This window comes from Candidatus Palauibacter sp., assembly GCF_965261555.1.
Lineage (GTDB): Bacteria > Gemmatimonadota > Gemmatimonadetes > Palauibacterales > Palauibacteraceae > Palauibacter.
On sequence record NZ_OZ253465.1, the window covers coordinates 1613695 to 1639435 of the forward strand.

The 25741-nt window shown below is 68.8% G+C and carries 24 protein-coding genes; 10 read left to right on the plus strand and 14 right to left on the minus strand.

From position 1 onward, the window contains the following. Positions 1–94 precede the first annotated feature (94 nt). Together ACQY5G_RS06965 and ACQY5G_RS06970 are read right to left on the minus strand one after the other, a co-directional pair. Positions 95–1168 carry a hypothetical protein gene (locus ACQY5G_RS06965; protein ID WP_428278278.1) on the minus strand — a complete coding sequence of 358 codons (1074 nt, stop codon included), beginning with the start codon at positions 1166–1168 and terminating at the stop codon, positions 95–97. Continuing rightward, a complete protein-coding gene (locus ACQY5G_RS06970) occupies positions 1162–1665 on the minus strand; it encodes a hypothetical protein (protein WP_428278280.1) in 504 nt (167 codons plus the stop codon). The genes ACQY5G_RS06965 and ACQY5G_RS06970 overlap by 7 nt, the downstream gene beginning before the upstream one ends. Before the next feature lie 208 nt (positions 1666–1873). Here ACQY5G_RS06970 and ACQY5G_RS06975 point away from each other — a divergent pair, with 208 nt between their 5' ends. The 7 genes from ACQY5G_RS06975 (at position 1874) to ACQY5G_RS07005 (ending at position 9887) form a co-directional block, all read left to right on the plus strand. Beyond that, complete coding sequence (locus ACQY5G_RS06975; RefSeq protein WP_428278282.1) at positions 1874–3268, plus strand: c-type cytochrome; 1395 nt, start codon at positions 1874–1876, stop codon at positions 3266–3268. 19 nt (positions 3269–3287) lie between these two features. Further along, a complete protein-coding gene (locus ACQY5G_RS06980) occupies positions 3288–4163 on the plus strand; it encodes a hypothetical protein (protein WP_428278284.1) in 876 nt (291 codons plus the stop codon). A 19-nt stretch (positions 4164–4182) separates the two neighbouring features. Continuing rightward, complete coding sequence (locus ACQY5G_RS06985; protein WP_428278286.1) at positions 4183–6369, plus strand: prolyl oligopeptidase family serine peptidase; 2187 nt, start codon at positions 4183–4185, stop codon at positions 6367–6369. Between the two features lie 101 nt (positions 6370–6470). Then, the gene (locus ACQY5G_RS06990) at positions 6471–6716 is read left to right on the plus strand and encodes a TraY domain-containing protein (protein ID WP_428278288.1); all 246 of its coding nucleotides are present in this window, start codon (positions 6471–6473) and stop codon (positions 6714–6716) included. A 3-nt stretch (positions 6717–6719) separates the two neighbouring features. Further along, a complete protein-coding gene (locus ACQY5G_RS06995; protein ID WP_428278290.1) occupies positions 6720–7037 on the plus strand; it encodes a plasmid pRiA4b ORF-3 family protein in 318 nt (105 codons plus the stop codon). Then, positions 6974–7162, plus strand: a complete 189-nt coding sequence (locus tag ACQY5G_RS07000) for an IS1096 element passenger TnpR family protein (protein WP_428278662.1) — start codon at positions 6974–6976, stop codon at positions 7160–7162. The genes ACQY5G_RS06995 and ACQY5G_RS07000 overlap by 64 nt, the downstream gene beginning before the upstream one ends. 967 nt (positions 7163–8129) lie before the next feature. Continuing rightward, positions 8130–9887, plus strand: a complete 1758-nt coding sequence (locus tag ACQY5G_RS07005; RefSeq protein ID WP_428278291.1) for an ATP-binding protein — start codon at positions 8130–8132, stop codon at positions 9885–9887. 54 nt (positions 9888–9941) lie between these two features. Here the strand turns inward: ACQY5G_RS07005 and ACQY5G_RS07010 are convergent, their stop codons facing one another. Next, positions 9942–11138 (minus strand): TCR/Tet family MFS transporter, encoded by a 1197-nt coding sequence (locus ACQY5G_RS07010; protein WP_428278663.1) that lies wholly within the window; start codon positions 11136–11138, stop codon positions 9942–9944. 159 nt (positions 11139–11297) lie between these two features. After that, the gene (locus ACQY5G_RS07015) at positions 11298–12305 is read right to left on the minus strand and encodes an ARPP-1 family domain-containing protein (protein ID WP_428278293.1); all 1008 of its coding nucleotides are present in this window, start codon (positions 12303–12305) and stop codon (positions 11298–11300) included. A gap of 128 nt (positions 12306–12433) precedes the next feature. Here ACQY5G_RS07015 and ACQY5G_RS07020 point away from each other — a divergent pair, with 128 nt between their 5' ends. Continuing rightward, the gene (locus tag ACQY5G_RS07020) at positions 12434–13132 is read left to right on the plus strand and encodes a MerR family transcriptional regulator (protein WP_428278295.1); all 699 of its coding nucleotides are present in this window, start codon (positions 12434–12436) and stop codon (positions 13130–13132) included. Positions 13133–13157: 25 nt separating this feature from the next. Here the strand turns inward: ACQY5G_RS07020 and ACQY5G_RS07025 are convergent, their stop codons facing one another. After that, entirely contained in the window at positions 13158–14417 is a 1260-nt protein-coding gene (locus ACQY5G_RS07025) for an FAD-dependent oxidoreductase (RefSeq protein WP_428278297.1), read from the minus strand. A 94-nt stretch (positions 14418–14511) separates the two neighbouring features. Between ACQY5G_RS07025 and ACQY5G_RS07030 the strand changes: the two genes are divergently transcribed. Next, positions 14512–15171, plus strand: a complete 660-nt coding sequence (locus tag ACQY5G_RS07030) for a DNA-3-methyladenine glycosylase family protein (protein ID WP_428278299.1) — start codon at positions 14512–14514, stop codon at positions 15169–15171. A gap of 25 nt (positions 15172–15196) precedes the next feature. Here ACQY5G_RS07030 and ACQY5G_RS07035 read toward each other — a convergent pair whose 3' ends face one another. Genes ACQY5G_RS07035 through ACQY5G_RS07070 form a run of 8 tightly spaced genes read right to left on the minus strand, consistent with a single transcriptional unit; the run spans position 15197 to position 23659 of the window. Then, entirely contained in the window at positions 15197–16030 is an 834-nt protein-coding gene (locus tag ACQY5G_RS07035) for a tetratricopeptide repeat protein (RefSeq protein WP_428278301.1), read from the minus strand. After that, positions 16027–17895 (minus strand): BatD family protein, encoded by a 1869-nt coding sequence (locus tag ACQY5G_RS07040; RefSeq protein ID WP_428278303.1) that lies wholly within the window; start codon positions 17893–17895, stop codon positions 16027–16029. The genes ACQY5G_RS07035 and ACQY5G_RS07040 overlap by 4 nt, the downstream gene beginning before the upstream one ends. Continuing rightward, a complete protein-coding gene (locus ACQY5G_RS07045) occupies positions 17895–18692 on the minus strand; it encodes a tetratricopeptide repeat protein (RefSeq protein WP_428278305.1) in 798 nt (265 codons plus the stop codon). Before ACQY5G_RS07045 ends, ACQY5G_RS07040 begins: the two co-directional genes overlap by 1 nt. Beyond that, positions 18689–19720: a VWA domain-containing protein gene (locus tag ACQY5G_RS07050; RefSeq protein ID WP_428278307.1), complete on the minus strand. Its 1032-nt coding sequence runs from the start codon at positions 19718–19720 to the stop codon at positions 18689–18691. The genes ACQY5G_RS07045 and ACQY5G_RS07050 overlap by 4 nt, the downstream gene beginning before the upstream one ends. A gap of 18 nt (positions 19721–19738) precedes the next feature. Next, the gene (locus tag ACQY5G_RS07055) at positions 19739–20734 is read right to left on the minus strand and encodes a vWA domain-containing protein (RefSeq protein ID WP_428278309.1); all 996 of its coding nucleotides are present in this window, start codon (positions 20732–20734) and stop codon (positions 19739–19741) included. Beyond that, complete coding sequence (locus ACQY5G_RS07060) at positions 20731–21780, minus strand: hypothetical protein (protein WP_428278311.1); 1050 nt, start codon at positions 21778–21780, stop codon at positions 20731–20733. The genes ACQY5G_RS07055 and ACQY5G_RS07060 overlap by 4 nt, the downstream gene beginning before the upstream one ends. Next, positions 21777–22652: a DUF58 domain-containing protein gene (locus ACQY5G_RS07065; RefSeq protein ID WP_428278312.1), complete on the minus strand. Its 876-nt coding sequence runs from the start codon at positions 22650–22652 to the stop codon at positions 21777–21779. Before ACQY5G_RS07065 ends, ACQY5G_RS07060 begins: the two co-directional genes overlap by 4 nt. A gap of 17 nt (positions 22653–22669) precedes the next feature. Further along, positions 22670–23659 carry an AAA family ATPase gene (locus tag ACQY5G_RS07070; protein WP_428278314.1) on the minus strand — a complete coding sequence of 330 codons (990 nt, stop codon included), beginning with the start codon at positions 23657–23659 and terminating at the stop codon, positions 22670–22672. 226 nt (positions 23660–23885) lie between these two features. Between ACQY5G_RS07070 and ACQY5G_RS07075 the strand changes: the two genes are divergently transcribed. Further along, positions 23886–25136, plus strand: coding sequence for an alpha-hydroxy acid oxidase (locus ACQY5G_RS07075; RefSeq protein WP_428278316.1), 1251 nt, complete (start codon positions 23886–23888; stop codon positions 25134–25136). 36 nt (positions 25137–25172) lie between these two features. Here ACQY5G_RS07075 and ACQY5G_RS07080 read toward each other — a convergent pair whose 3' ends face one another. Next, positions 25173–25640 carry a hypothetical protein gene (locus ACQY5G_RS07080; protein WP_428278318.1) on the minus strand — a complete coding sequence of 156 codons (468 nt, stop codon included), beginning with the start codon at positions 25638–25640 and terminating at the stop codon, positions 25173–25175. Between the last annotated feature and the right edge of the window lie 101 nt (positions 25641–25741).

Genomic DNA, 25741 nt, shown 5'->3' on the forward strand with positions numbered 1-25741 from the left:
ACTTCATCGTGACCGGACGTTTCGCGGGGCGCAACGGGTCGGTACGCGGTGGGAGGGGGTGTTACGGGTGAGGCGATATCGTGGTCGGCAGCTCTCAGCGGCCATCCTTGATCATGAACAGCTTGAGGCTGGCCGGATACAACAGCCAGGCCGCGTCGTCCAGGAGACGGCTGCTCCAGGCCCAGTCCAGCAGAGGATCGCGCCACAGCACGGTCACCCGGCCATCCGCCTCGTAGGGCACGAACATGCCATCGATCGAACCCAGCGCCGGGACGAGCCACACCCCCCGCTCGCCGGCGCGCACGTCTTTGAACCCGGGCGCCACGGCTCCGGGGATGGCCTCCGCGATCGACTCCATGTCGGCCCTGGTGCTCCTTACCAGCCACGCGGGTACCGGGATGCGCGAGATGTCGACGATCGAGGGGGGCTCATATTCCAGTTCGACTCGCCACAGCATCGTCCGGATCCCGTCGACGAGGACCACCTCGCCCTTCCGCCCGCCCGACACCATCAGATGCATGGGGCTCATCCGGTCCTCCAGGTCGAACGCCAACTCGTCGGGAACCGGAACGTCGCTCGGGATATTCAGAGGCCGGTCGCCGAGCGCGTACGCCGTGAGCAGAAAACCCGGCTGTGTACTGAGCCCCACCGGGCCGATGACATGATCGACGCCGAAGCCGGCGGCGGTCGTGACCACGGGAAGCCGCACGGTCCGGGGCTCGGTGTCTCCGGGGGCGAACCCGACGAGTACCCCCCGGCCGGGGTCGCCTACCCAAAGCGTCCCGTCGGGGGCGAACTCGACGCGCATCGGGATCTGCAGGATCTCGGGATCCCCGCGCCCGGGGGGGCCACCCAGTGTCGCGATATGATCCCCGCTCGAGCGGAACAGTTGGACCCGTCCCGCCAGCTCATCCGCGATCGCGACCGTATCCCCGAACAGGTCGAACGCCACAGCCCGCTCAAGCAGGATGTCGTGCGAGAGGATGCCGCCCGGCGGCAACTCCCGCGCGAACTCGTTAACCACGACCTCCCTGCTCGAACCGACGTCCGGTCGGTCGCCGGCGTGCCCCTGGCCGCAGGCCCAGGTTGCCAGGGCGGCCACCGTGATCGGGAGGAGCCGGCGGAGGAGGAGCGCCGACGCTCGCCCTCCCCGTATTTCACTCAGCAAACGTCTTCACCACATTCGTCACCACTCGGATTCGAAATGATGACTATGGGGCCACCGCAGTCGACCTGGTTGAGATTCACCGTTCGACCATCGTGCATCCTGTACCAGCAGGTGCAGAACTCGCAGCTCACGAGGCCAAACGTCCCGGGCATCGACTGCAGTGAACAAATACTTAGCGTGAGCACGCCGCGCCCCGGCCGTGACGAACCGGTCGTGATGTACCGCGAGCAGCCATGGACGGCGGCGGCCTCTTCCTTGCCCTCGCCCCCCCCGGTTTCGACGGCGGGGACGTCGTCAGCCTCGTGACCGACGGTCTCGGCGTGGGCGTGCCCCAGCGGCACGAAGGGGATCAGTATCGTAAGGAGGAGGCCAACCGCCACAACGCGGCGGGACGGCCGTGCACTGAGCATGGCCCACAAGGCCACGCGTGCCGCAAACGTCATTCGAATTCCGGCGGCGCGGGACACAGCAAGGGAGAAGAGCCTGAAGCAGGACATCGTGCCTCCCGGGTCTGGGGGTGTGCCTTGCCCGGGACTCGCTCCCGGGACTCGCTCCCGGGACTGAATCTGCTTAACCCCTTCAAGCGATGAACGCAAGGGCTCGCCGGGGACCGAATGTCGACTCCTTGCACGGGCGGGCGGTTTCTTCGCAGTCTATCAGGACAATCAGGGCGTCGCGCCCCAGCGCTCCGAAGGAGGATGTCTCATGCGTGGATCGCACGGTCGTTCCGGCCCCGCCTGGTCGCGTGCGGCGACCTCGGCCGCATTCGTCGTTCCGGTGACCCTCGGCCTCTCGTTCGCCCAACTTGCGGCGCAGGGCCCCACCGCCGCTGGCGTCAGCGGCGCGAACGGATCCGAAGCCGATGTCACCTTCTCGAAGGATGTCGCTCCGATCCTGCAGGCGAACTGCCAGATCTGCCATCGGCCGGGATCCGTGGGTCCGATGTCGCTCCTCACCTACCGGGACACGCGCCGCTGGGCTTCGCGCATGAAGGATCTCGTCTCGAAGCGGCTCATGCCCCCCTTCCACCTCGACACGGGCATCGGGATCCAGGACATCAAGGATGACTGGCGGCTGAGCGAGGAGGACATCGAGACGGTCGTCGCGTGGGCGGACGCCGGAGCGCCGGAGGGCGACCCGTCCGACATGCCGCCGCCGATCGAGTGGCCGAGCGAGCAGAAGTGGCAGCTCGAGGACCTCATCGGCCCGCCCGATCACGTGATCAAGTCGAAGCCGTTCGACGTGCCGGCCGAGGGCGGCGACACCTGGTGGCGGCCGCGGGTGCCGACGGGCCTCGAAGAGGACCGCTGGGTGAGGGCGTTCGAGACGCGCCCCTCGTTCCCGGCCGGGCGCCAGGTCCTCCACCACGCGATCCCCCGCCTTCTGCGGCTCGGCGAAGACGGGGAGTATCAGCGCTTCCAGAGTCTCTCCGAGTACGCCATGGGCAAGGTCGGCGAACTCGTGCCGGGGGATGCGGGCCGCCTCCTGAAGGCGAACGACATGATCGAGTGGGACGCCCACTACTATCCCATGGGATACGACGTCCCCGGCGACCAGGTCGAACTCGGGATCTGGTTCCACGAGGAGGGCTACGAGCCGGAGTTCCAGCAGGACCTGCGCCTCTATCCCCTCAGGGGCGACATCGCGCTGGCGCCGGGGGGCACCGCGATGACGCAGGGGTTCATGCGCTGGGACCACCCGGTGAGGCTCGACAGCTTCCAGCCGCACGGGCATGTCCACCTGCACGCGATGTCGATCCAGGCGCTCTACCCGAACGGCAGGCTTGAGCTGATCAGCATGGTGACGGACTTCGACGCCCGCTGGCATCACAGCTACATCTACGAGGATGACGTCGCGCCGCTGCTCCCGCCCGGGACGGTCCTCGTCATGACCGGGTGGTACGATAACACGGCGGAGAACGAACTGACGCCGGACCCCGAAATCTGGTACGCCCGCGGCGACCGCACCGGGGACGAGATGTCGCACGCGTGGCTCGCCGTGACGCACCTCACGGAGGAAGGCTACCAGCGGCTGGTCGAGGAGCGTGAGAAGAAGCTCGCGACCGACGACGACAACGACGACGTCAACGACAACAACTGACCTGCAACCGAGACGGAACATGCGGATCGCACATATCGCGGCCGTCCTGGTCGCCGCGCAGGTGGCGCCGGCCTCCCTGATCGGGGGGCCGGCATCCGTGCACGCCCAGCAGGTGCAGCGGCTCCCGCTCGCGCCCATCCCGGCGAAGGGGGAGCCGGTGGCTCCCTTCTTCGAGGGCTGGTACCGGAACGACGACGGCTCCTTCACCTTCTCGTTCGGCTACCTCAACCTGAACACGCAGGAAGTCCTCGACGTCCGGCTCGGCGCAGAGAACCACATCGAGCCGCGCGAGTTCGACGGGATGCAGCCGACGCACTTCCCGGTCCGGCCGCGTCGCGACCGGGGCGTGTTTTCCGTCACCGTGCCGTCGAGCTGGGAGGACGGCGAGGAGCGCGTCGTGTGGACGATCACGGCGAACGGGGTGACCTCCTCGGTGCCGGCGCGGGTGTTCGCTCCGGCGCTGCAACTCGACTACGGCCCGCGTGCCATGGGGTCGGTGCCGCCGCTCGTTCGCTTCGACCGCGAGGGGGAGGCGGGCCAGCACGTCCAGGGCGTGTGGGGCGAGCCGCGCAGCGCGAAGGTGGGCGAGCCGCTCACGCTCCAGTTGTGGACCGAGGAGGTCTCCGTCCGCGACTCGGAGGACCTGGTGAACCAGGAGGTCGACGTGGAGGTGACCTGGTTCAAGCACCAGGGTCCCGCCGCGCCGGTGGAGTTCGAGCCGTGGCAGATCACCGTGGCGGGCGGGATCGGCGAGGCGACGACCGCCGTTACGTTCCGCGAGCCGGGCGAGTACATCCTCCGCGCGCGCGTCGACAACTGGGACGCGAACGACAGTTCCGCCGGAAACCAGTGCTGCTGGAGCAACGCCTACGTCCGGGTGACCGTCACCCCCTGACCGCCTGACAGGAGGCGCCATGGCGGACTCGACACCCCGCGCCCGCGCCGTCGCCGTGCCCGGCGGCCGCGTTCTTCCGCCGCTTCGGCTGGCCGCGCTCGCCGCGCTGGCCGTCTGCGTGGCGGCGTGCGAGACGTATCCTCCCCCGCCCGAGACCGCCCGGATCCCCGTCGTCGACACCCTGCACGGCGTCGCGTTCACCGACGACTACCGGTGGCTCGAGGACCAGGAGAGTCCCGAGACGCGCGGATGGATCGACGAGCAGAACGCCTACGCGGAACTCATCGTGGGCGACACGCCGCTGCGGGCGGGCCTCGAGGGGCGGCTCCGCGAGCTGATGGACGCGCCCGGCGGGATCTTCCCTCGGCGGGCGGGCGACCACGAGTACTTCTCGTTCCGGAAGCCGGGCCGCGAGGTGGGCGCGATCTATCGCCGGCCGGCGCCCGACGAACCCGATGGACTCCCGGTGGACCCCGAGGGCGAGTTCGAGGTCGTCATCGACCCGCTCGATCTCCGCGACGACGCCACGACCAGCGTGAGCATCGTCGACTTCTCGCCCGACGGCCGTCTCATGATCTACGCGATCCGGGACGGGGGCCGGGACGAGCGGGAGTACCGCATCCGCGACCTGGAGAGCGGCGAGGATCTGCCCGACCGGCTGCCGACTTACCTGTACGGCAACGTCTCATTCGATCCGGAAGGGGACGGCTTCTACTACAGCCGCCGGTCGCGGGAGACGGGGGCGCGGATCCGCTACCACCGGCTGGGGACGGACATCGAGGAGGACGAGGAACTGTTCGGGGAAGGGTACGGCCCCGAGCGGTTCGTGGGTTTCTCGCAGGGGGGCGACGGCCGCTGGCTCGTCTACACCGTGCAGCACGGCTGGGCGCGGACGGACGTCTACGTGCACGACCTCCGTGCCGGGACGGCGCCCGCGCCGCTCATCGTCGGCGCACCCGCCCGCTTCGGCACCCGCTTCGTCGACGACGAACTCTACCTGCTCACGAACCTGGATGCGCCGAAGAACCGGATTCTCGCGGTGGAGCTGGAGAACCCGGATCCCGACCCGTCGCGGTGGCGGGAGGTGCTGCCCGAGGGGGAGGATCTCCTCACCGGGTACCGGTTCATCGGCGACGATCTGTACGCCGACTACCTGCGCGACGTGAGCAGCCGGATCGTGCGCTACGGGCCGGACGGCGCGGTGAAGCGCGAGGTCCCGATCCCCCCGCACCACGTGGCGACGCTGCGCTCGCATGGTGGCGACGACGGAGAGGACGGAGACGAGGCTCTCCTCACGCTGACCTCGCTCCTCACCCCCTCCACCATCTTCAAGCTCGACCTCGAGACGATGGAGACGGAGGAGTGGCGACCGTCATCCGTCCCCTTCGACGGCTCGGCGTACGAACTGAAGCAGGTGTGGTATACCTCGGAGGACGGGACGCGGGCCCCGATGTACATCGCTCACCGCCGGGGAATCGCGCTGGACGGGCAGGCGCCCGCGCTCTTGTACGGGTACGGCGGCTTCAACGTGAACCTGCTGCCCCGCTTCGACGCCCGCGCCGCGGCGTGGCTGGAGCAGGGCGGCGTGTACGCGATGGCGACGCTGAGGGGCGGCGGCGAGTTCGGCGAGGAGTGGCACCGGGCCGGCATGCTTGAGGACAAGCCGAACGTGTTCGCCGACTTCATCGCGGCAGCGGAGTGGCTGGTCGACAACGGCTACACGAACCCGGACCGGCTCGCGATCCGCGGCGGGAGCAACGGCGGCCTCCTCGTCGCCGCCTCCCTCACGAAGCGGCCGGATCTCTTCCGCGCCGTCTACTGCGGGCTGCCCGACCTCGACATGGTCCGCTTCTACCAGTTCACCGACACGAACAACATGCCGGCGCTGCTGGAGTACGGGAACGCGGCCGTGGCCGAGGAGTTCGAGGTGCTGCGGACCTTCTCCCCGTACCAGAACGTCCGCGACGGCGTGGACTACCCCGCGGTGATGCTCACCCAGGGAGACCTCGACACCCGCGTCCCCCCCCTGCAGGCCCGCAAGATGGCCGCACGGCTACAAGCCGCCTCGAGTTCGGGCTTGCCGGTGATCCTCGACTACGATCCGCGCACGGGCCACGCGGGCGGCCGCTCCTTCAGCCGCAACGTCCGCAACGCGGCGATGGAACTCGCCTTCCTCCTCCAGCAACTCGGAGCGTCCGACGAGTAGCAGCGGGAGCCGCGAGTCTAGGCATGGGCGGTCGACTGGCGGTGCCGGTGCCGATAAGCTTGGAACTCGTTGCTACTTCGGCCGGAACACGAGACGGAATCATGACGAGAATTACGTTGCACGGGATGTCCACACGCCTTCATCGGACGCTCGAGGACGCGGCGGTTCGCAACGGGCGCAGCCTGAACCGCGAGATCCTGGCGCGGCTGGAGGCTTCCGTGCGTCCCCGGCCGGTCGATGTCGAGACTCTCCTGCACCGGATCGAACTGCGGCACGCCACGCTCGGCCCGATCGACCTGAGCCCCGAGAACGTTCGCCGGCTGCGAGACGAAGGACGACGGGTCTGAGCGATGACCACAGCCCGGAGCAGGACCTACCAACTCAGAGTTGCGCTCACCGGCGCGAAACCCCCGATCTGGCGACGCTTTCTCGTGTCGCCGACGACATCGCTCGCGGAACTGCACGACGTGTTGCAGATCGTGATGGGCTGGGACAACTACCATCTCCATCACTTCCGGCAGGGGGAGCGGCGCTACGCGCCCCCGAGTCCGTGGGATGATGATGGGTTCTGCCCTTCGACCCGGCGATCCGTCTCCCGACGTGCATCGCGGGCAAGCGGAGTTGCCCGCCGGAGGACTGCGGTGGCTTGTGGGGCTACTACGAGATGATCGAGGCGCTCGGCGACCGCAGCCACGAGCAGCACGAGGACATGGTGGACTGGATCGGCAGCTTCGACCCCGACGACTTCAGCTTGGACGATGTCAACGCCCAGTTACGCGCCCGATGGAAGTAACCCGCCGACCGTGTGGGCCAAACGAAGTCGGCGCACGGACGGCGCGGCGGGTGACGTAGAGTAGCTGACGGCGGTGAAGATCAGGGGGCTCAGGATGCTGGTGAGGTGCGGACGAGGCGTTTCGTCGCAGTTGGCTCGAGACCGCTGCGGTGCTCCAGCGTGCCATGAATGAGGTTGATCTTGAACCCGGAACCGGAAGAAAAGTCGGAGGAAGAAACAACGGCGCCGTTCGCCGAGGGCTCCGGCTGAGGTTCGCGGCAAAGGCCATCCCCACGGTTGGCCGTTCTTCAGACTCCACACCTGCGACCGTCTCTCCGCCTGGAGGTGCCCACCCGCGCCTTGGGTGCCGGAACGGTACGAACCGGAGATCCGAATTGCGCGGTACGCGCATTTTCTCCCCAAGGGGCGGGAATTGCGCGGATGCGGGCTGGTCACGCGCAGGTCGGTATGGCGCAGCGAGTTGAGGAAGGAAGAAATGTATCATCCGAGCCTGATGTTACCACGTTTCCCTCCTGAAACGTGATCACGCACGATTCCATGCACCTTGCCATCCCAGACTCGGCGGAAATGACCGGGGGAGGGAGAACCTGATCGCGGATGCTCGCCCGCAAGATCCGGTAGACGTCCGGCTCGGCTTCGCGACGAACAGAGGAATGAATCCCGTTCCAGGCGGGCAAGCATTTCAAGCGCTCCCACGTGCGTCAGTCGGCAGAGTCCGGCCGCAGCCGCCGCGTCGATTCCCGGATGGTCCGACAGATGGCGGACCACGCGGAGTTCTTCCACCGACAGCGCCCGGCCCTGCGTTGCCTGGTCTCCGACGAAGATCCGCAGCCCGATCATTGGGGTTTTGGCGGAAGGACGACGATTCGATATTATGGATCATGATCCATAAGCGTGACGACGATGATTCATTTTTTCGTTCATTTCGACTTTAACGAGCCAAGACCAAAACTGCCGTAGGAGGGAGATGACGAAGGATCGCTTGAAGGCGTTGATCGTTGGTGGAGAATCGCTTGAAGTTGAATTCAAGAGCGAAGCCTCCGGGCGGCTATCCGACGGAGATTTGTTGGAAGCCGTGGTGTGCATGGCCAATCGGTCCGGGACCGAGCGGGGATGGCTTCTCCTGGGGGTGGAAGACAACGGAGTCATATCCGGCGCGCGCCCACGTCACGAAGCGGGGGCGACCGATCTGCAACGACTCCAGGCAATGATCGCGAACCGAACTCGGCCTTCGCTGACCGTACGCGCCGAGTTGGCCTCGGTGGACGACAAGGACATCCTTGCGATCGAAGTCCCCGTGTCCAGCCAGCCGGTGGGCACGGCGGACGGCAGGTATCTGCGACGCGTCCTGGGTGGCGACGGGAAACCTGCCTGTCACCCCTATCACTTCCATGAGATGCAGTCGCGCCGGGCCGATTCCGGGCTGCTCGACTACACCGCTCTCCCGCTCCCTGAAGTCGATTGGGAAGCCCTGTCTCCGCTCGAGTTCGATCGATTCCGCCGCTCAATCGCGGAGAACCCGGGTCGTGGCGACGAAGCGCTCCCTAGTCTCGATAACCTGGATCTCGCGAAGGCCTTGGGCGCCGTGGAGACGGAAGGAGATCGAATCGTCGTGCGCGTCCTGGGACTACTGCTGTTCGGTCGGCGGGAGGCGCTCTCCTCTGCGGTTCCGACCCACGAAGTCGCCTTCCAGCGTCTTTCGCAAACGGATGTGGAAGCCAACGATTTCTTCAAGTGGCCCCTGTTGCGGGTCTTGGAGGAACTGGAGTTGCGGTTCCGGTCGCACAACCGCGAACAAGAAGCATTTGTCGGGATGGCGCGGATCGGAATCCCGAACTACCCCCCGCGCGCCTTCCGCGAAGGTATCGCGAATGCATTGGTCCATCGCGATTACACCCGCCGCGGAGCGGTCCATGTACAATGGCATGACGACCGCCTCGAGATCGCCAGCCCCGGCAGTTTTCCCGAGGGCGTGAACCTGACCAATCTGCTCGTCACCGATCCAAGGCCCCGCAATCCGCTGTTGGCGGACGCGTTCAAGCGCGCCGGGATCGTCGAACGCACGGCCCGCGGTATCGACACGATATTCGAAGCCCAGCTTCGCTCGGGCCGATCCGCTCCCTCGTACGAACGCAGTACCTCAGCCGGAGTCACGCTCGTCCTGCCCGGCGGCCAGGCGAACCTCGGATTCGTTCGATTCATCGTCGAGGAGGAGCGCGCCGGGGGTCCATTGAGCCATCAGGGCCTCCTGCTCTTGCACCACCTCCGATCCGAACCCCGGGTCACCGAAGTAGAGGCGGGACGCGTCATCCAGTTGGGCGAGGCCAATGCTGCGGAGCACCTGCGCGCTCTGGTGGAGAGGGAACTCGCCACCGTTCGGGGACGCGGCGGAAAGCGCTCCTACCAGCTCTCCGACAAGGCTCGCGAACGGCTCTCGGACGATCCGGGTCTGCCCCCGCACGGACTGACGCCCGCGCAGCAGGAAGTGCGCGTGGAGTTGTACGCCCTGTCTGAGGGGAAGATCACACGCAGGGAAGCGGCGGAGTTGTGCGGTATCGGACCCGCGCAAGCCACTCGGCTACTGGGGCGGATGGTCCGAGAGGGTCTTCTCAAGCGACACGGTGAGAAGCGCGGCACCTGGTACGAATCCACCCGTCCCAATGTTCAACACCTAAAGGGGTGGGCGCCGCACATGCTGAGGGCCATGCAGCGGGAGCGCGAGTAAATTCCATGCTGCCGCATCCGTGATCCATCCACGGCCCTTGTTCCCGCCAGCCAGCTACGCGGCGGGGATGCGGCGGAAGAGGCGGAACACGAGCACCCAGGCCGTGGCGTACATCACGGCGCCGAGGAGGAAGGGCGCGCCGGGAAGCTGGAACGGCGCGGCGGGTGACGTGAAGTAGCTGAACAGGCCGGCGGTGAAGATCAGGGGGCTGAGGATGCCGGTCAGGCTCATGAGCGACTGGAGGCCTCCCTGGACCTTCCCCTGGTCCTGCGGTTCCACCGCGCCCGCGACGAGGCTCTGGAGTGCGGGGCCCGCGACGCCGCCGATCGAGCCGAAGATGATGAACGCGATGAGCATCCATCCCTGCGTGGCGAGGCCGTAGCCCAGGTAGGTGATCATGCCCAGCACGAGCCCGCCCAGGACCGCCCGGCGCTCTCCGATGCGCTTGATGACGGGCTGCACGAGTCCTCCCTGCACGATCGCCGCCATGAGACCGACGAGCGCCAGCGACAGTCCGTTCGCGAGTTCGTTCCACCCGAACTTGTGCCCGGTGTAGAGCACCCACACGGTCTCGAGGCCGCGCTGCGCCAGGATGATGAACACGAAAGACACGGCGAGGCCCGCCACCAGAGGGTATGAACGCAGCACATCGAGGCTCCCGGCCGGATTGGCCTTCTTCCAGCTGAAGGCGTCGCGCTTCTCCGGCGGCAGCGATTCGGGCAGGACGAAGATGCCGTAGAGCGCGTTCAGCAGGGCGAGTCCCGCCGCAGCGAAGAAGGGAAGCCGCAGGCCGATGCCGCCCAGAAGGCCCCCGATGGCGGGGCCGAAGATGAAGCCGAGGCCGAAGGCGACGCCGATGAGACCGAAGTTCCGGGCCCGCTTCTCGGGTTCGGACACGTCGGCGACGTAGGCGTTGGCCGCGGTGATGCTCGCGCCCATCACGCCCGCGACGAGGCGGCCGGCGAAGAGCCAGCCGATGGAGGGCGCGAACCCCATGATGATGTAGTCGATCCCGAGGCCGAAGAGCGAGATCAGGATGACGGGCCGGCGCCCGACCCGGTCCGAGAGCGACCCCAGGATGGGCGCGAAGAAGAACTGGGTGACGGCGTACGTTGCCGCCAGGACCCCGAACCAGCGCCCCGCGCGCGCCGTGCTTCCTCCCGTGAACTCCTTGATGAGTTCGGGGAGGATGGGGACGATGATCCCGATCCCCAGAACGTCGATGAAGACGGTGATGAAGATGAAGACCATCGCCGCCTCGCGGCCCCGCCCCGGTGCTTTCAACCGTCCTCCACGCGATCGTTGGCCGGCACGCCGCCAACCCGCTGGCGGGTCGCGTAAGGTGGTGGGGATGGCGGGCCAGTTCCAGCCGGGGACGCAGCGACGGAGGCGGCCGCGCCGTGTTCCCGGCTAGCTCGCGTGCCGCCGGCGCAGGGCGTCGCGCCTCTGGCGATAGTTCGCGTATACCCGTTCGTCGTCGCGGTCGCCGCGGCCGGCCAGGGGGTTGGAGAACCCCGTCAGGTGTACGGTGGTCTCGTCCACGACAAGCGCGCCTCCAATGGCGCCGTCGGCGACGATCCCCACATCGCGCCCAAGGCCGACCGCCGGGTGGTCATCGAAGGATCCCGCGCTCAAGCGGTCGAGGAAATCGCGCGCCGCGGAGGCAGGCGCCGCCTTGTCCCCCTTCGTGCGCCGTTCCAGCGCGTCGACGCCGTAGCTTCGCACGAGCCTCGGGAGGAATGCGGCGAGGGTGGCGTGACGGTCGAAGAGGTCCAGACCGTAGCTGCCGCCCGCCACCGAGAAGATGGCGCCGAGTTGATCCGGAGCGGCCTCCACCTCCCGCACGTAGTCGTCCAGCGCCTTCGCGTGACGCTCGAAGATCTCGCTCATCGCTCCGGTCTCCGACGGGGCGTCCATCGCCACCGCCTTATCGTCGATCGCGCTCCACACCCGGCCCTGGTCGGAGCGCCGCGTCCCCTCGCTGCGCATCGATTGTTGCACGCTCGCGTATCGCTCCGCGCGCCCGCTCGCGAAATGCAGCCGGTCCGTCACCTGGAACCCCGGGCTGTCGTAGGACCAACGCCCCTGCTCCACGCAGGAGACCGGGATGATCGTCGTCTTCCCGGCGGGGAGCAGCAGCGTGAGGTTGGCGACCCGGTTCTGCTTGGCGCCGACGAGTTCCTCGCCGTCCACGATGAGCGCGGGACGGTCGGCCCGGTTTTCCACCTCGAGGTCGGGGACGCTGCCCCCCATGGACACCTCGCGCACGGTGATCCGATCCTCGCGAAGCCCTTCCCCGAGCAGCACGTAATCGAGATCCGACGTCTCCCGGGAAAGCAGGGGGAACACCGTGAGTCCGCCGCAGAACGTCGGTTCGCCGATCTCGAGGCCGGCGATGGCGGTCGTGATCTGGTTCATCTCTCCACTCCTTGATATTGTCAGTGTTGATACTCTGTTGAGAGTAAGGCGGAGGTTCTGATAAGTCAACGGTTGCCGTCGGTAAACGACAGCAGATGTCACTCGGACGCTGGAGCAGCGGAAACGACATGCGCAGTTACACGGCGCGGGAGTTGGAGGAGGAGACGGGTTTCAGCCGGCGCACGATCGCCTATTACGTGCAGGTCGGACTGCTTCCGCGTGTCGGCCGGAGGGGGCCGAAGACCCGTTATCCGAAGCTCGTGCGGGACCGCCTCCTCTTCATTCGACGGGTCCGCGAGGCGGAAGGCGCTGGGAGGGTGCCCGCGACCCCGCTCCGCGAGATCGGCGCCGTGTTCGAGGGATCGTCGCCGGAACTGATCGCGGGCGTCGCGGATGGACGGATCGCCGTGACCGCCGATCTCCTCTCTGCCCGGTCCGCCGGCCCGGCTGCGTCGCCGCCAACGTTGGACGTACCGGAACGGCTCGAGGCGCCGGTCGCTTTCGCCGCCCCGCGGGCGCGGCATGCCGCCCTCGAGGACAGGCTGATGATACGGGAGGAGGAGCCGGACTGGCCTCAGGAAGCGGCGGCCGCTCCCGCCGACCATTCGGAGTTCGACGAATCGGAGTTGGCCGCGTTGCTGGCCGTTCTCCGGGAGCTCGCCGGCCGCGGCGGCGTTCCGGCGGGCGACGTGGAAACGTGGTCCCGGATCGAGATTGCGCCCGGGGTCGCGCTCTCGGTCCGCGGTGTCGCCGATGAAGACGCCGCCGTGCTCGAAGCGGTCGCGCGCCGGCTTCGCGACCGGCTGGCGGAGCGGTTCGGCGGCTGACCGACGTCTTGGCAGCTACCGGTTGCTAGGACTCGATGTCGTAGAAGCTCTCGACCGGGGGAGGGGCCGCCGGGACGGGATCGCCTTCGAGCGCGTCGCGCATGGCGGGCGACCGTGGGGCGGCGGCGACTGCGCCGAGCCCGGACGGATGGTCTGCCATGGCCGCGAAGAGGCGGCCTGCGCGATCGAGCCGGGTCGTGATCTCTTCCTCGAGCGGTTCCAGACTCCAGTCGCCGCGCTCCATCACGTGTCCGAGCGCGATCCCGTCCGAACGCGGAAGGACCCCGATGCGGCCGCCGCCCGGCACGCTGCCCTCGAGGCTGTAGTCGATCTCGGGCTGCGGGGCGAGGAAGGTGAGTTGACCCTTGATGGGAGTCATCGTCTCGTCGCCGAACAGGGCGTGCGAGCCGAGACCGGTGCAGTTGGCTATGAGCGGTTCGTCGAGCGACATGAGGTCGCGGGGCGTCTCGAAGTCCCGGATCCGCACGCGTCCGCCGAAGAGGAGGAACTCCTCCATCAACCGGTCGAGATAGATCGAAGGCTCGATGCGGAGGGTCGGCCTGCGGAGGGCATAGGTACCGGGAAAGGGATGTTCTCCCGGCTGCAGCAGGGTGGCGCCCACATCGACGTCCGGGTCGAGGCCGCTCTCGGTCTCGTCGAGTCCGGAATCTTCCGCCCGCCGACCGGCAAGGCGGTTCGTCCAGGAGTACGTCGTCATCCACGACACGCCGCGCCCGGCTCCGGCCAACAGTTGCATCTGCTCGTAGGAGGCGCGGACGGCCCGGTCGAACTGGGCGTCGAAGGCCGGAGTCCGTTCCGGCGCCGACACGAGGTTGGAGAGCGGCGAGAACCCCGCGTAGGCCATGTTCGATGTCGTGTCCGGCGGGAGTGCGCGCGCATGGATCGTCACGTCGAACCCGCGGCGCTGGAGCTGCCGTGCGGTGGCGAGACCGACGGCGCCGGCTCCGATGACGGCGGCTTGCCGCGAAGGATGAGGTTCGGCCAGTTCGGACGCGAGCAGCCCCGTCCCCCAGGAAAGGGAGATTCCCGCGCCGCCGTGGCCGTAGTTGTGGATGACGGTCTTCTCGTCCAGCCGTTCCACTGCCACGCGGAAACCGGCGGGTCGAAAGGGTCTGAGGCCCACGGTGGTTCGGATGACGCGGTCCGGTGCCACGCGGACGAGGGGGAGGTTCGAGGCGGCGGGGCCCGGAGAAAAACGGCGCCACGCGGGGGAGCACGCGCCGAGGCTCGAGCCCAGCGTCGCGACCCCCACGGTCTTGATCATCGTTCGACGTTGCACGCAATAAGACTGACGCCAATGACCGGGATCGGCCAGAGAGCGCGTCGAACGTTCCCTCGGGAACGCGGGGAGGGACGAAATGCCCGGAAGAACAATAGAAACGCCGGACGATATTGCCGAGGGCCTCGAGGCGCTGGCGAGGATCGACGGCCGGCTTGCGGAGGTGATCGAGCGGGCGGGGCCCGTACCGCTGCGGCGAAGGACTCCGGGCTTCGAGGGTCTCGCCCGGACCATCGTTGCGCAGATGGTCTCGAAGGCGGCGGCCGCCGCGATCTGGCAGCGGCTCGTGGAAGAGGCGGGGGGCTGCGACCCGGGACGGGTGGCCCGGCTCTCCGATGCGCAGTGCCGCCGGATCGGACTGTCCCGTTCCAAGGAGATGACGCTGAAACGCGCCGCGGAGGCAGTACGGAGCGGCCGTCTCGACCCCGAAGCTCTGTGCCTCATGCCCGCCGAGGAATCCATCGCGGCCATGACGTCCCTCAAGGGGATCGGCGTGTGGACGGCCGAGGTCTACCTCCTCTTCTGCGCCGGCCACACCGACGTCTTCCCGGCGGGCGACCTTGCGCTGCGAAGCGCGGCGGGACGCGCGCTCGGCCTCGAGAAACGGCCCGACGAGAAGGCGCTCCGGGAGATCGCCCGCCGCTGGCGACCCTGGCGGAGCGTCGCGGCGCGCCTGCTCTGGGAGTACTACTCGACGGAGATCCGGCGAGACGCGATTCCCGTGGGTTCGCGCGGCTAGCTGACGCAGGCATTGCTGCGGGCCGCTAGATCGTTTCGAGGTCTCCGACTCGGACCCAGCCGACCTTTCCGTCCTCCAGCACGATCTCGAGCCAGTCGCTCGATCTCCGGTCGATCCGCACGACGGCCCCTTCGTGAATCGTAAACAGCTGCAGCGAAGGATCGTCGGAGGGCGCACTCTGGACGGCGGCCTCCGTCTGCAGGATCACGCCCCGCTCCGCGCGTCCGATACCGAACTCGCGAATCAGGAGGTTCGTGCCGACGACGAGGGTGAGCGCTGCGGCGGCCACGGCGGCGTGGCGGGTCCAGTACGGCGGTCCCGTGGAGAGGAGCCGGTAGAGCAGGATGGACGCCAGCCCCAGGTAGCCCAGCGCGAGGATCGCGATGAGCCAGCCGCGCGGCACGAGTTGCACCGCCCACCTGACGACGCGGGGCGCCCAGAATCCGGGAAGCGGCGTGATCTGGTCGGCCGTCAGCGAGCGCGCGAGTTCCAGGTTCGTGCGCACGCTCTCATCGCGGGGAAGTGCGACCCTGGCGCGCTCGTAGAAGAGGATCGCCTGGCCCAGCTCCCCGAGCCTGAAGTAGGCGTTGCCGATATTGTAGTAGAGTTCGCCGCTCTCGAACCCGTCCTCATACAGTCCGAGCCAGGCATCGAGGGCGCCCTCATGGTCGCCCGCCTGGTAGAGGCTGTTCCCCGCCTGGAACCGATCCGCGGGGGCCGGGGCGGGCGCGGCTTCCTGCGGCGTTGCGAGTCCGATCGCCGAGGCGTGAGCGGTCGTCGGCGCCAGTGCGAGCGCGACCGCCGGGAGCACGGCGACTGCGAGCCTGTGTGGACGCCCCACGGCTCGACGCGCCCTCATCGGAGGTCTCCCGCGAGGGCGGATAGCACGGACTCGGCGCGGGCAAGAAAGGCCCTGCGTTCTTCGACCTCGGCGCCGACCGGGGCGAACCGCTGCCGGTCGCAGGCCTCCAGGGCCGCGAAGTACTCCTCGACGGTGGGCTCGCGGGCGCCGCGGTGGAGCAGGGTGGCGCGGAGGTCGTCGCGGATCATCCCGGCGGCGGAGGTGTCGAGCTTGTCGGCGACGAACCCCTCCAGCGCCTGGGCCGTCTCGGCGTAGAAGGCCCGCGCATCGTCGCCTCCCGCGAGCCCTGCGGCCCGGGCGAGGCGCTTCTTCGCCACGCGGGCGGCCCGGCGGTCGCGGGCGTAGGCCTGGTCGCCGGCGAGCCGGTCGCGGCGCCGACGCAGCCCGGCCGCGCCCGCCACCATGCCGACGGGCGCAAGCGCGACGATCCAGAACCACACCTGGTCGAACAGCGTCTCGCCCCGGCGGCGGAAGCGCGGCGTATCGGTCCGGATGAAGCGGATGTCCGAGCGCAGCGCCTCGACGGAGCCGCGCGCGCGTGTTCCCGGCAGCGCGTCCTCGACCGCCCGGCCCGTGACCCGCAACTCGACCGGCGCCGCCGAGGCGATCTCGTAGCGGTCCGCCGCAGTGTCGTAGTACCCCATGTCCACGCCAGGTATCGTCAGCGTCCCGGGCGCCCGGGGGATGAGGACGTACTCCCACGTCCGCGTCCCCGAAACGCCCGCCTCGGTGGTTCGCAGGCGATCCGACACCTCCGGCGGAAAGGCCTCCACCGTCGGCGGAAAAGCGAGTTCCGGCGGCGCCAGCGCCTTCAGGTTGCCGGAACCCGACACCTCCACGCGCAGCGTGACCGCCTCGTTCGCGGCCAGGCTGTCCCGGTCGACGGAACTCCCGACCGCCAGATCCCCTACGAGGCCCGTGAAGTCTGCGGGCCGTCCCTCGGCGGGGAGGGGGAGCACCTCGATCTCCACCGGACGGGAAGCGGCGCCCGTCGAAACGACGTCCCCGAACAGGGAACTGCGGTTGAGGAATCCCCCGAACACATCGTCGAACGGATCGCGCGAACGCCGCTGCACGCGGACCTGCGCCTCGATCGCGAGCGGCTCGAGCGTCTTCGGGCCCGGCCCCGTCGGATACAGCGCCGCTTTCCGGATCACGGCGGTCGCGTACGCGACCCCGTCCCGCACGACCTGCTCGACCTGCGGCTGTTGCGGGAGGTCGAACTCCTCGACCCAGAAGCCCGCCGTGCCGGGGAGTCGTGTGACCCCGTACGAACTCACGTTGACGCGCGTGAAGAGTCGGTATTCGACGATGACCGGCTCGTTCTCGCGTACGCGGCGCTTGTTCGGCTCGGCGACGACGAAGAGGTCGTCCGGGCCGATGGTCGCCGGATCGGAAGGCTGCCCCCCCGGCGCTCCCCCCGCTCCCGGCGCCGGCTGGGGGGCCGACGACACGCGCAGGCTCAGAGGCTCCGTCGTCAGCGTCTCTCCGCCCGCCTCGACCGACACCGGTCCGATCTCGAACGTCCCCTCCGTCGTCGCCTGGAAGCGGTACCGCACCGTGAGCGAAACGGTCGTCCGGCCGTTCACGATCCGTACCGAGGTCTGTGTCCCGCTGCTCAGGAAGGCGGCGAAGGCGCCCAGGTCGGGAAGGACCGGGTCCTGGTCGAAGCGCTGGACGCCTTCGAGCACGACGTTGAGCGTGAAGGTCTGCCCGACCCCGACCTCCCCGCGGTCGAGGTGCGCCGAGGCGGCGACATCCTGCCCCCAAAGCGCCGGAGCGAGAAGGGCGCCTGCGAGCCAGCCGAGCACGGCGACCGAGGACAGGCGCCCGCGGCGGGCGGGGAGCCGAACGGGTCGCATCACCAATCCCTTCGCGGCCTCGTGCCGCGCGCCGGCGTGCGCGGCTGGCGGTTCACCTCATCCTGATCCTCCCGGATCGCATCCAGCAGCCGTTCCGCCTCCTCTCTCGTCATCTCACCGGGTGGGGGCGTTCCCTCCTGCGGCTGCGGCTCCGATTCGTCCGGACTCTGTTCGGGGTCCTGTTCGGGGTTCGGCTGGCTCCGCGGATCCTCGTTCGGGTCCTGTTGAGGCTGATCCTGCGGGTCCTGTTCGGAGTCCTGGTCCTGCTCGCCGCCCTGCGGCTGCTGCTCGCTCTCGTCTTCGTTCTCCTCGTCGTCCTCGCCGTCGCCCTGCTGCTGCTGTTGCTCCTGCATCTGTTCGAGCACGCGCTCGAGGTTGTGCTTGGCGTCGGCGTCCCCCGGATCGGCCCGCAGCGCCTGCTTGAAGGCCTCCAGACTCTGGGGGAGCGCCCCCTGCCGGTAGAGCGTATTCCCGAGGTTGTACCACGCGGCCGACGCCAACTCCGGGTCTCCGCTCTCCACCGCGGCGCGGAACGACTCCAGCGCGGACTCGTAGTCCTCGCCCCGGTAGAGCGCGTTCCCGTCGTTGAACCGGATGATGGGGGAGTCGGGGGCCTCGAGGAGCGCTTCGAGGTACTTCTCGTGCGCCTCGGCGAAGCGTCCCTCCTCGTAGAGGCGGTTCCCCTCGCGCGTCTCCGCGCGTCCCGCCTGCCCGCGCGCCTCTGCGGGCGCCGCAGCCGCGACGACCGCGATGGCCATGGACAGCCACAGTCGGCTGCCGCCGCGCGTCGTACTCACGAGAACCTCCCTCTCCAGACCCTGACCGTCTTCTTCCGGTCCGTCCACAGGCCTTCCAGGAACAATAGGAGAATCGCCGCTCCGAGGAATATCTGGAACTGCTCCTCGTACCGGGTGACCTCGCGCGCATCGATCTCCCGTCCGCCCAGCTCCGCCACCTCCTCGATGAGCGCCGTCAGTTCGCTCGCTTCGGGCGTGCTGCGGTAGAGCTGTCCGCCCGTCCGCGTCGCGATCTGCCTCAGCGTCGTTTCGTCGAGCCGGGTCGTGACGACCGCCCCCGCTTCGTCGCGCTTGAACCCGGCCGGCCGGCCTGTCGCGTCGTACTCGGGAATCGGGACGCCGTCCGTCGAACCCACGCCGACGGTATGGATCGTCACCCCGGCCTCGAGCGCGCGATCCACGGCCGGCCCGATGCCCCCCTCGTGGTCTTCCCCGTCGGTGACGACGATGATGATGCGTTCCTCCACCGGCGCGTCGGAGAAGGCGTCGAGCGCGAGTTCGAGCGCGGCTCCGAGGTCCGTCCCCTGCACGGGCACGAGGTCCGTGTCCATCGCGTTGAGGAAGAGTCGCGCGGCGCCGTAGTCCGAGGTCAGCGGGCTCTGGACGAAGGCCTGGCCGGCAAAGGCGATGAGGCCGATGCGGTCTCCATCCAGCCGTTCGATGAGGCGCTGGATTTCGAGCTTCGAGCGCTGCAGGCGGTTGGGGGCGAGGTCCTCCGCCAGCATTGAAGTGGAGAGGTCGAGGGCGACGACGATGTCCATGCCCTCGCGGCGGACGGTCTCCACGCGCGAGCCGAACTGCGGGCGGGCGACGGCGACGACGGAAAGGCCGAGCACGGCGAGGAGTCCGACGGCTTTCCACGACCGGGCCCGCGGGTTCACGCTCCGGCTCAACTGGCGGACGAGCGCGAGATCGCCGAAGCGCGCCAGCGCCCGGCGCCGCTGCGCCGCCCCGCGCCACATCAGTCCGGCGACCAGCGGGATGAGCGCCAGCCCGAAGAGCGCCGTGACGAACCCGAAGCGGAACACGATCTCGCCTCCCCCGCGCTACGGCAGTCGTCGCAGGACCGTCTGCGCGAGCCCGATCTCGAGCAGCAGCAGTCCGAGTCCCGCCGCGAGCGGGAAGTGGAAGAGTTCGCCGTACCGCGTGAAGCTCTGCACGTCGATCTCCGTCGTCTCGAGGGCGTCGATTTCCTCGTAGATGCGTTCGAGGCTCTCGCGGTCCGTCGCCCGGAAGTACCGTCCCCCGGTGACTTCCGCGACCTCGGTGAGCGTGGGTTCGTCGACGTCCACGGGAATCGATACGAGGCGCCGCCCGAAGACGGGATCATCGACGGGAACCGGGGCCGTCCCCCGCGAACCGGCCCCGATCGTATAGACCCTGACCCCCAGGGCGCGGGCCATTTGGGAGGCGGTCGCCGGATCGATCTCGCCGCGGTTGTTCCGGCCGTCGGTCAGGAGGACGATGATCCGCGATTCGGCCTGGCTGGATTCGAGCCGCTTGAGCGCGGTCGCGAGTCCGAGTCCGATCGCGGTCCCGTCCTCGACCATCCCCACCTCCAGTTCGGCCATGACCGCGGAGATGGCGGGGTGATCGATCGTGAGCGGCGCCTGGGTGAACGCCTGACCCGCGAACACGACGAGTCCGATGCGATCGTTGCGCCGGCGCTCGACGAAGTCCGCCGCGACCTCCTTGGCGGCCTCCAGCCGGTTGGGCGCCAGGTCCTGCGCGAGCATGGAACTGGAGATGTCGAGGGCCATGACGATGTCGACGCCCTCGGTCGACACGTCCTCGCTCGTCGTGGCGGATTGGGGGCGGGCGAAGGCGACGATGAGCGCGCTGAGGGCGAGGAGTCGCAGCCCCAGCGGCACATGGCGCAGGCGGCCCGTGCGCTCGGCCCCCGCGTGGCGAAGGAGCGCGAGATCCGGGTAGCGCAGGGCGCCGGCCTTCCGCCCTCCCTTCGCCAGGTGCCGGTACGCGAGTGCCGGGACGAGGAGGAGCAGGAGCAGGAGAAACGCGGGATCCGCGAACCGGTGGATCATGGAACGGCCGCCCCGGTCCGGTCATCCGCCGTCGTTTCGGCCTCATCGGCGGTGGTCGCCTCGGCTCCGTCGGCGGTGGTCGCTTCCGGCTCCGCGACGGGCGGCGGCACGAATCTCGTCCGCTCCACCAGCGTGCGCGCGTCGGCCAGGATGCTGCGGCACGCCGCGTCGGCCGGCCGCGACTTCGCGAATTTCACGAGATCGCAGCGGTCCAGGAAGCGCTCGAAGGCCGTCCGAATCCCGGGGTCCACGCCGGCATGTCCCAGGCTCGAGATCACGTCCGGCGTGACCATCTCCAGCGCCCAGATCCGGTAGCGCCCCTCGACGTACGCGCGGATGATCCGGGACACTTCGACGTGGTAGAGCTTGATCTCGCCGCGCTCCAGGAGAGGAGACGCCTCTAGCCGGTCCAGCGCCTCGATCGCGACCTCGTGCGGCGGCCGGTCCGGGACGGGCGGCCCGGAATCGGCCCGATCCGGGGTGCGACGCCGCCGGCGCCCCCACCAATACCCCAGAGCACCGAGCATCAGGGCGAGCAGGAGCCACGGCCACAGGAGGAGCCAGTTTCGCGCGATCGCGCGCGGTCCCTTCACGTCGCGGATGTCCCCGCTCTCGTCGAGCCCGACCGTGGTCACGCCGATGACGACCGGGTCGGTGGAGACGGTGGCCGTCCCGTCGCCTCCATCCGTGAGTTCCAGGGTAAAGGACGGGATCTCGAGTTCCCCGAGTTCGAAGGCGGTCACGTGAAGCACCGCCGCGGTCCGGGCGCCGTCCCCCGAGGCTTCGGATGGGCTCGCTTCGAGCGCCAGCGCCTCGAAGGGGCCCAGCGAGAGGGAATCGGGCCAGCGCACCGCGAGGTCCGCCGGGTGTTCTACGGAGAGCCGCAGCGCGAGCGGATCGCCCACGTGAATCTCCGTCGTATCCGGATCGATCGTGACCCGCGGCGACTGCCCCCGGAGCTCCCCGACCGCTCCGAAAGCCCCGCACGCCAGCAGGAGGCTCACGATCGCGGCGCGCCGGTACCCGTCCCCCGCTCCGCGACTCATATGCGCCGCCCCCGCTCCTCGAAGAAGCGCATCAGCGGCCGCAGGTAGGGTCGCCCCGGACAGAGGTCCACGACGTCGACCTTGCTGCGCCGGAACGTCCGGTCCTGTGCCGCCCGCGCCTCCTCCCCGCGGCTCGTGAACGCGGCACGGAAATCCCGGTTCGAAGTGTCGACGACGAGCCGTTCTCCCGTCTCCGCGTCTTCGAGTTCCACGAGCCCGATGGGCGGCAGTTCCGACTCCCGCCGGTCCCTCACCCGGAGGGCGACGACATCGTGCCGCCGGCCCGCGACCCCGAGTGCCTTTTCGAAGGGCTTCGAGACGAAGTCGGAGACGACGAAGACCACGGCCCGCCGCCGGATAATGCGCGAGAGGTATTCGAGCGCCGCGCCGAGGTCCGTCGTCCGGCCCGCGGGCTCGTGGTAGAGCATCTCGCGCAGCACGCGCAGGACGTGCCGCCGGCCCTTCCGCGGCGGGACGAACTTCTCGACGCGGTCGCTGAAGATGATGAGCCCGACCTTGTCGTTGTTCTTGATCGCGCTGAAGGCGAGCAGGGAGCACACCTCGACGGCGAGGTCTCCCTTCATGCGCTCCCGCGTGCCGAAATCGCCGGACGCGCTCACGTCGACGAGGAGCATCACCGTGAGTTCGCGCTCTTCCTCGAAGATCTTGACGTGGGGCGTCCCGGTGCGGGCGGTCACGTTCCAGTCGATCGTGCGGATGTCATCGCCGTAGTCGTACTCGCGGACCTCCGCGAAGTTGATGCCGCGTCCCTTGAACACGGAGTGGTATTCGCCCGAGAACACCTGGTCCACGAGCCCCCGCGTCGTGATCTCGATGCGGCGGACCTTCCTCAGGATCTCCCGCGGAATCATCCCTCGATCCCTCCGGCCTACGGGACCTCGACGCTGTCGAGGATCCGGTTCACGACGTCTTCGCTCGTGACCTCCTCGGCTTCGGCCTCGTAGGTGACGAGCACGCGGTGTCGCAGGACGTCGAGGGCGACGGAACGCACATCCTCCGGCGTCACGTAGCCCCGGTGCCGCAGGAAGGCGTGTGCCCGCGCCGTCCGCGCGAGGCAGATGCTGGCCCTCGGCGACGCGCCGTAGGCGATGAGGTCGGCGAGGTCTTCGAGCCCGTGGTCGGCCGGCGCGCGCGAGGCGAAGACGAGTTCCACGATATACCGCTCCACCTGCCGGTCCATGTAGATGAAGTCGACGGCGCCGCGCGCCCGGAGGATCTCGTCCGGCGTCACGACCGTCTGCGGCTCGGGCGCGGACCCCACGCCCATGCGCCGCATGATTTCCAGTTCCTCTTCCTTGTCGGGATATCCGATGGAGAGCTTGAGCATGAAGCGGTCCACCTGCGCCTCGGGGAGCGGGTACGTCCCCTCCTGCTCGATCGGATTCTGCGTCGCGAGGACGAGGAACGGGTCGTCCAGGGGGAAGGTCTCGTCGCCGATCGTGACCGTCCGTTCCTGCATCGCCTCCAGGAGTGCGGACTGGACCTTGGCGGGAGACCGGTTGATCTCGTCGGCGAGGATGATGTTGGAGAAGATCGGACCCTTCCGGGTCTGGAACTCGCTCCGCTTCGGATCGAAAATCAGCGTTCCGATGAGGTCGGCCGGGAGGAGGTCCGGCGTGAACTGGATCCTCTGGAAGCCGGTGTCGATCGCCTGCGCGAGCGTCCGCACCGTGAGGGTCTTCGCCAGTCCCGGCACCCCCTCCATGAGCACGTGACCGTCGGCGAGCAAGCCGATGAGGAGCCGCTCGACCATGGTTCGCTGCCCCACGATCACGCGTCCCACCTCGTCGACCAGCCGCTCCACGAAGGCGCTCTGCTCCCGGATCTTCTCCTGTATCGCTTCGATGTCGTGACTCACCGCGGTGCGTTCCTCTCCTCTCGAATCGTCTCTCCGAATGGTTCGCGCGAAGGTCTCGAACGGCCTTTGGACACCCGACGCCGAAGGGAATCGGCGTTTGAAAGACATTTTATCGATTTTCGGCGTTGCCCGAAGGGCTTCCGGCGGACTCGCGTTGACGCGGGCCGCGGCGGCGGGCACCGTGAATCCAGACACTCAGCCGCGGAGTGCCAACCGGGAGCGCCGAATGTACGACACGCCGGAGCCGGGACCGGAACCCAGGGCCGTCCACCGTCGCGACCTCCTCCGCTGGCTTGCCGCCAGCCCCCTCCTCACCGCTTTCGCCGGCTGCGACCTGGGCCTGGTCGGGCGCGCCATGGCGCAGGAGGCGCCGGCGCGGTCGCTCGACGACTTCGTCGGGGCGGCGCAGGAGGCCCTCGATGTCTTCGACCTCGAGAAGGTGGCCGCGCAGACGGTCCCGACCGCGCACTGGGGGTACATCAGGACGGGCGTCGACGGAGAGGAAACGCAGGCGAACAACCGGGCCTCGCTGGAGCGGATCTACATCCGCGCGCGCCGGCTGGTCGACGTCTCGAACCTCGACATGCGCGTCTCGATCTTCGGGCAGGAGTGGCCGACGCCGCTCATGATCGCGCCCGCGGGGAGTCAGGTGGCCTTCCACCGCGATGGCGAACTCGCGACCGCGCGGGCGGCCGCCGCCCGCAACCACCTGCAGACGCTCTCATCGGTGAGTTCCACGGGGGTCGAAGCCGTGAACGAGGCGCGGGGGGAGCCGGTCTGGTATCAGCTTTACGCCCCCCGCCACTGGAACGCGACCGCCGCGCTCGTGAACCGCGTTCGCGAAGCCGGCTGCCCCGTCATCGTGCTCACGGTCGATCTCCTCGGCGGGAGCAACCGCCTCACGCTGGAGCGCTACCGGCGCATCGACGACCGCAACTGCGAGAGCTGTCACCGGAGCGGCGGGCGCGCGGACCCCGTGAAGCCGATGTACGAAGGGCTGCCCCAGGGCCCGCCGGACAGCGGCGGACCGACGATGACCTGGGACTACATCCGCCGGCTGCGCGACATCACCGACCAGCGGATCGTCGTAAAGGGTCTCGTGACTCGCGAGGACGCGGAACTCGCTCTGGAACACGGCGTGGACGGGATCTGGGTCTCGAACCACGGCGGTCGGGCGGAGGGCAGCGGGCGCGCGACGATCGATGCGCTTCCCGAAGTCGTGGAGGTGGCCCGCGGCGAGGTGCCGATCATCGTCGACGGCGGCTTCCGCCGCGGGACGGACATCTTCAAGGGGATCGCGCGGGGGGCGACCGCCGTCGCGATCGGGCGTCCCTACCTGTGGGGCCTCGGGGCCTTCGGCCAGGCGGGCGTCGAACGGGTACTCGAAATTCTGATCGAGGAACTGCGAATCACGATGGGCGCCGTTGGGACGCCGTCACTTGCCGACATCGGCCCCCGTTCCATCGGCATCGACTGACGCGGACACGGGCGTCGTTGCTGGCCGCCGGTTTCGTCAGATCACTCCGAAGAAGCGCAGGATGAACCCGATCGTGAGAGGGATGATGGGCAGCAGGGTGACGCCGACGGCGATGGTCACGCCCGCCCGGAAGAGAAGGGGGCCGGCCGGAAGGAGCCGTCCGCCGAACAGCTTCTGGAGGGCGATCTCGGCCACGGGACCCAGCGAGTAGCACACGTTCGCCCACACGGCCCACCAGATCGCCGCGCGGACCATGTCGACCGGCTGAAGCGTCGCGACGACTGCCGTGAGCGCCGCGCCGAACGTCATCGTCACGAGTCCGGTGGCGCCGACGATGAGGTTGTAGGGAAGGCGGCGCTTCTCCCACCAGCCGATGATCGCGCCGACGCGACGCTCTGCCGGCTCGGGGTAGAGGAAGTCCGCGAGGAAGGTGCCTCCCGGGACGATGCCCCGAGCCAACTCGGCGGCGGGAGTGGGATCTGTCAGGGTGTCGTGGCTCGTCACGGGCTCACTTCGCGGGACCTGCTCGATTCGACGTGGTCACACGGTCATACGGTTCCGCGCGCCCGGGGTTCCGCCCGTGCGCTCCGGGGGCCGGCGGCGAC

What these genes read in the sequence shown, in the direction of transcription:
- ACQY5G_RS07020 (WP_428278295.1), top strand. Translation starts at nt 12,434, where the DNA reads ATGCGCAGTTACACGGCGCGGGAGTTGGAGGAGGAGACGGGTTTCAGC.
- ACQY5G_RS06995 (WP_428278290.1), top strand. Translation starts at nt 6,720, where the DNA reads ATGACCACAGCCCGGAGCAGGACCTACCAACTCAGAGTTGCGCTCACC.
- ACQY5G_RS06990 (WP_428278288.1), top strand. Translation starts at nt 6,471, where the DNA reads ATGACGAGAATTACGTTGCACGGGATGTCCACACGCCTTCATCGGACG.
- ACQY5G_RS06970 (WP_428278280.1), bottom strand. Translation starts at nt 1,665, where the DNA reads ATGTCCTGCTTCAGGCTCTTCTCCCTTGCTGTGTCCCGCGCCGCCGGA.
- ACQY5G_RS07040 (WP_428278303.1), bottom strand. Translation starts at nt 17,895, where the DNA reads ATGCGACCCGTTCGGCTCCCCGCCCGCCGCGGGCGCCTGTCCTCGGTC.
- ACQY5G_RS07015 (WP_428278293.1), bottom strand. Translation starts at nt 12,305, where the DNA reads ATGAACCAGATCACGACCGCCATCGCCGGCCTCGAGATCGGCGAACCG.
- ACQY5G_RS06980 (WP_428278284.1), top strand. Translation starts at nt 3,288, where the DNA reads ATGCGGATCGCACATATCGCGGCCGTCCTGGTCGCCGCGCAGGTGGCG.
- ACQY5G_RS07005 (WP_428278291.1), top strand. Translation starts at nt 8,130, where the DNA reads ATGACGAAGGATCGCTTGAAGGCGTTGATCGTTGGTGGAGAATCGCTT.
- ACQY5G_RS07060 (WP_428278311.1), bottom strand. Translation starts at nt 21,780, where the DNA reads ATGAGTCGCGGAGCGGGGGACGGGTACCGGCGCGCCGCGATCGTGAGC.
- ACQY5G_RS07065 (WP_428278312.1), bottom strand. Translation starts at nt 22,652, where the DNA reads ATGATTCCGCGGGAGATCCTGAGGAAGGTCCGCCGCATCGAGATCACG.
- ACQY5G_RS06975 (WP_428278282.1), top strand. Translation starts at nt 1,874, where the DNA reads ATGCGTGGATCGCACGGTCGTTCCGGCCCCGCCTGGTCGCGTGCGGCG.
- ACQY5G_RS07075 (WP_428278316.1), top strand. Translation starts at nt 23,886, where the DNA reads ATGTACGACACGCCGGAGCCGGGACCGGAACCCAGGGCCGTCCACCGT.
- ACQY5G_RS06985 (WP_428278286.1), top strand. Translation starts at nt 4,183, where the DNA reads ATGGCGGACTCGACACCCCGCGCCCGCGCCGTCGCCGTGCCCGGCGGC.
- ACQY5G_RS07025 (WP_428278297.1), bottom strand. Translation starts at nt 14,417, where the DNA reads ATGATCAAGACCGTGGGGGTCGCGACGCTGGGCTCGAGCCTCGGCGCG.
- ACQY5G_RS07030 (WP_428278299.1), top strand. Translation starts at nt 14,512, where the DNA reads ATGCCCGGAAGAACAATAGAAACGCCGGACGATATTGCCGAGGGCCTC.
- ACQY5G_RS07035 (WP_428278301.1), bottom strand. Translation starts at nt 16,030, where the DNA reads ATGAGGGCGCGTCGAGCCGTGGGGCGTCCACACAGGCTCGCAGTCGCC.
- ACQY5G_RS07010 (WP_428278663.1), bottom strand. Translation starts at nt 11,138, where the DNA reads ATGGTCTTCATCTTCATCACCGTCTTCATCGACGTTCTGGGGATCGGG.
- ACQY5G_RS07055 (WP_428278309.1), bottom strand. Translation starts at nt 20,734, where the DNA reads ATGATCCACCGGTTCGCGGATCCCGCGTTTCTCCTGCTCCTGCTCCTC.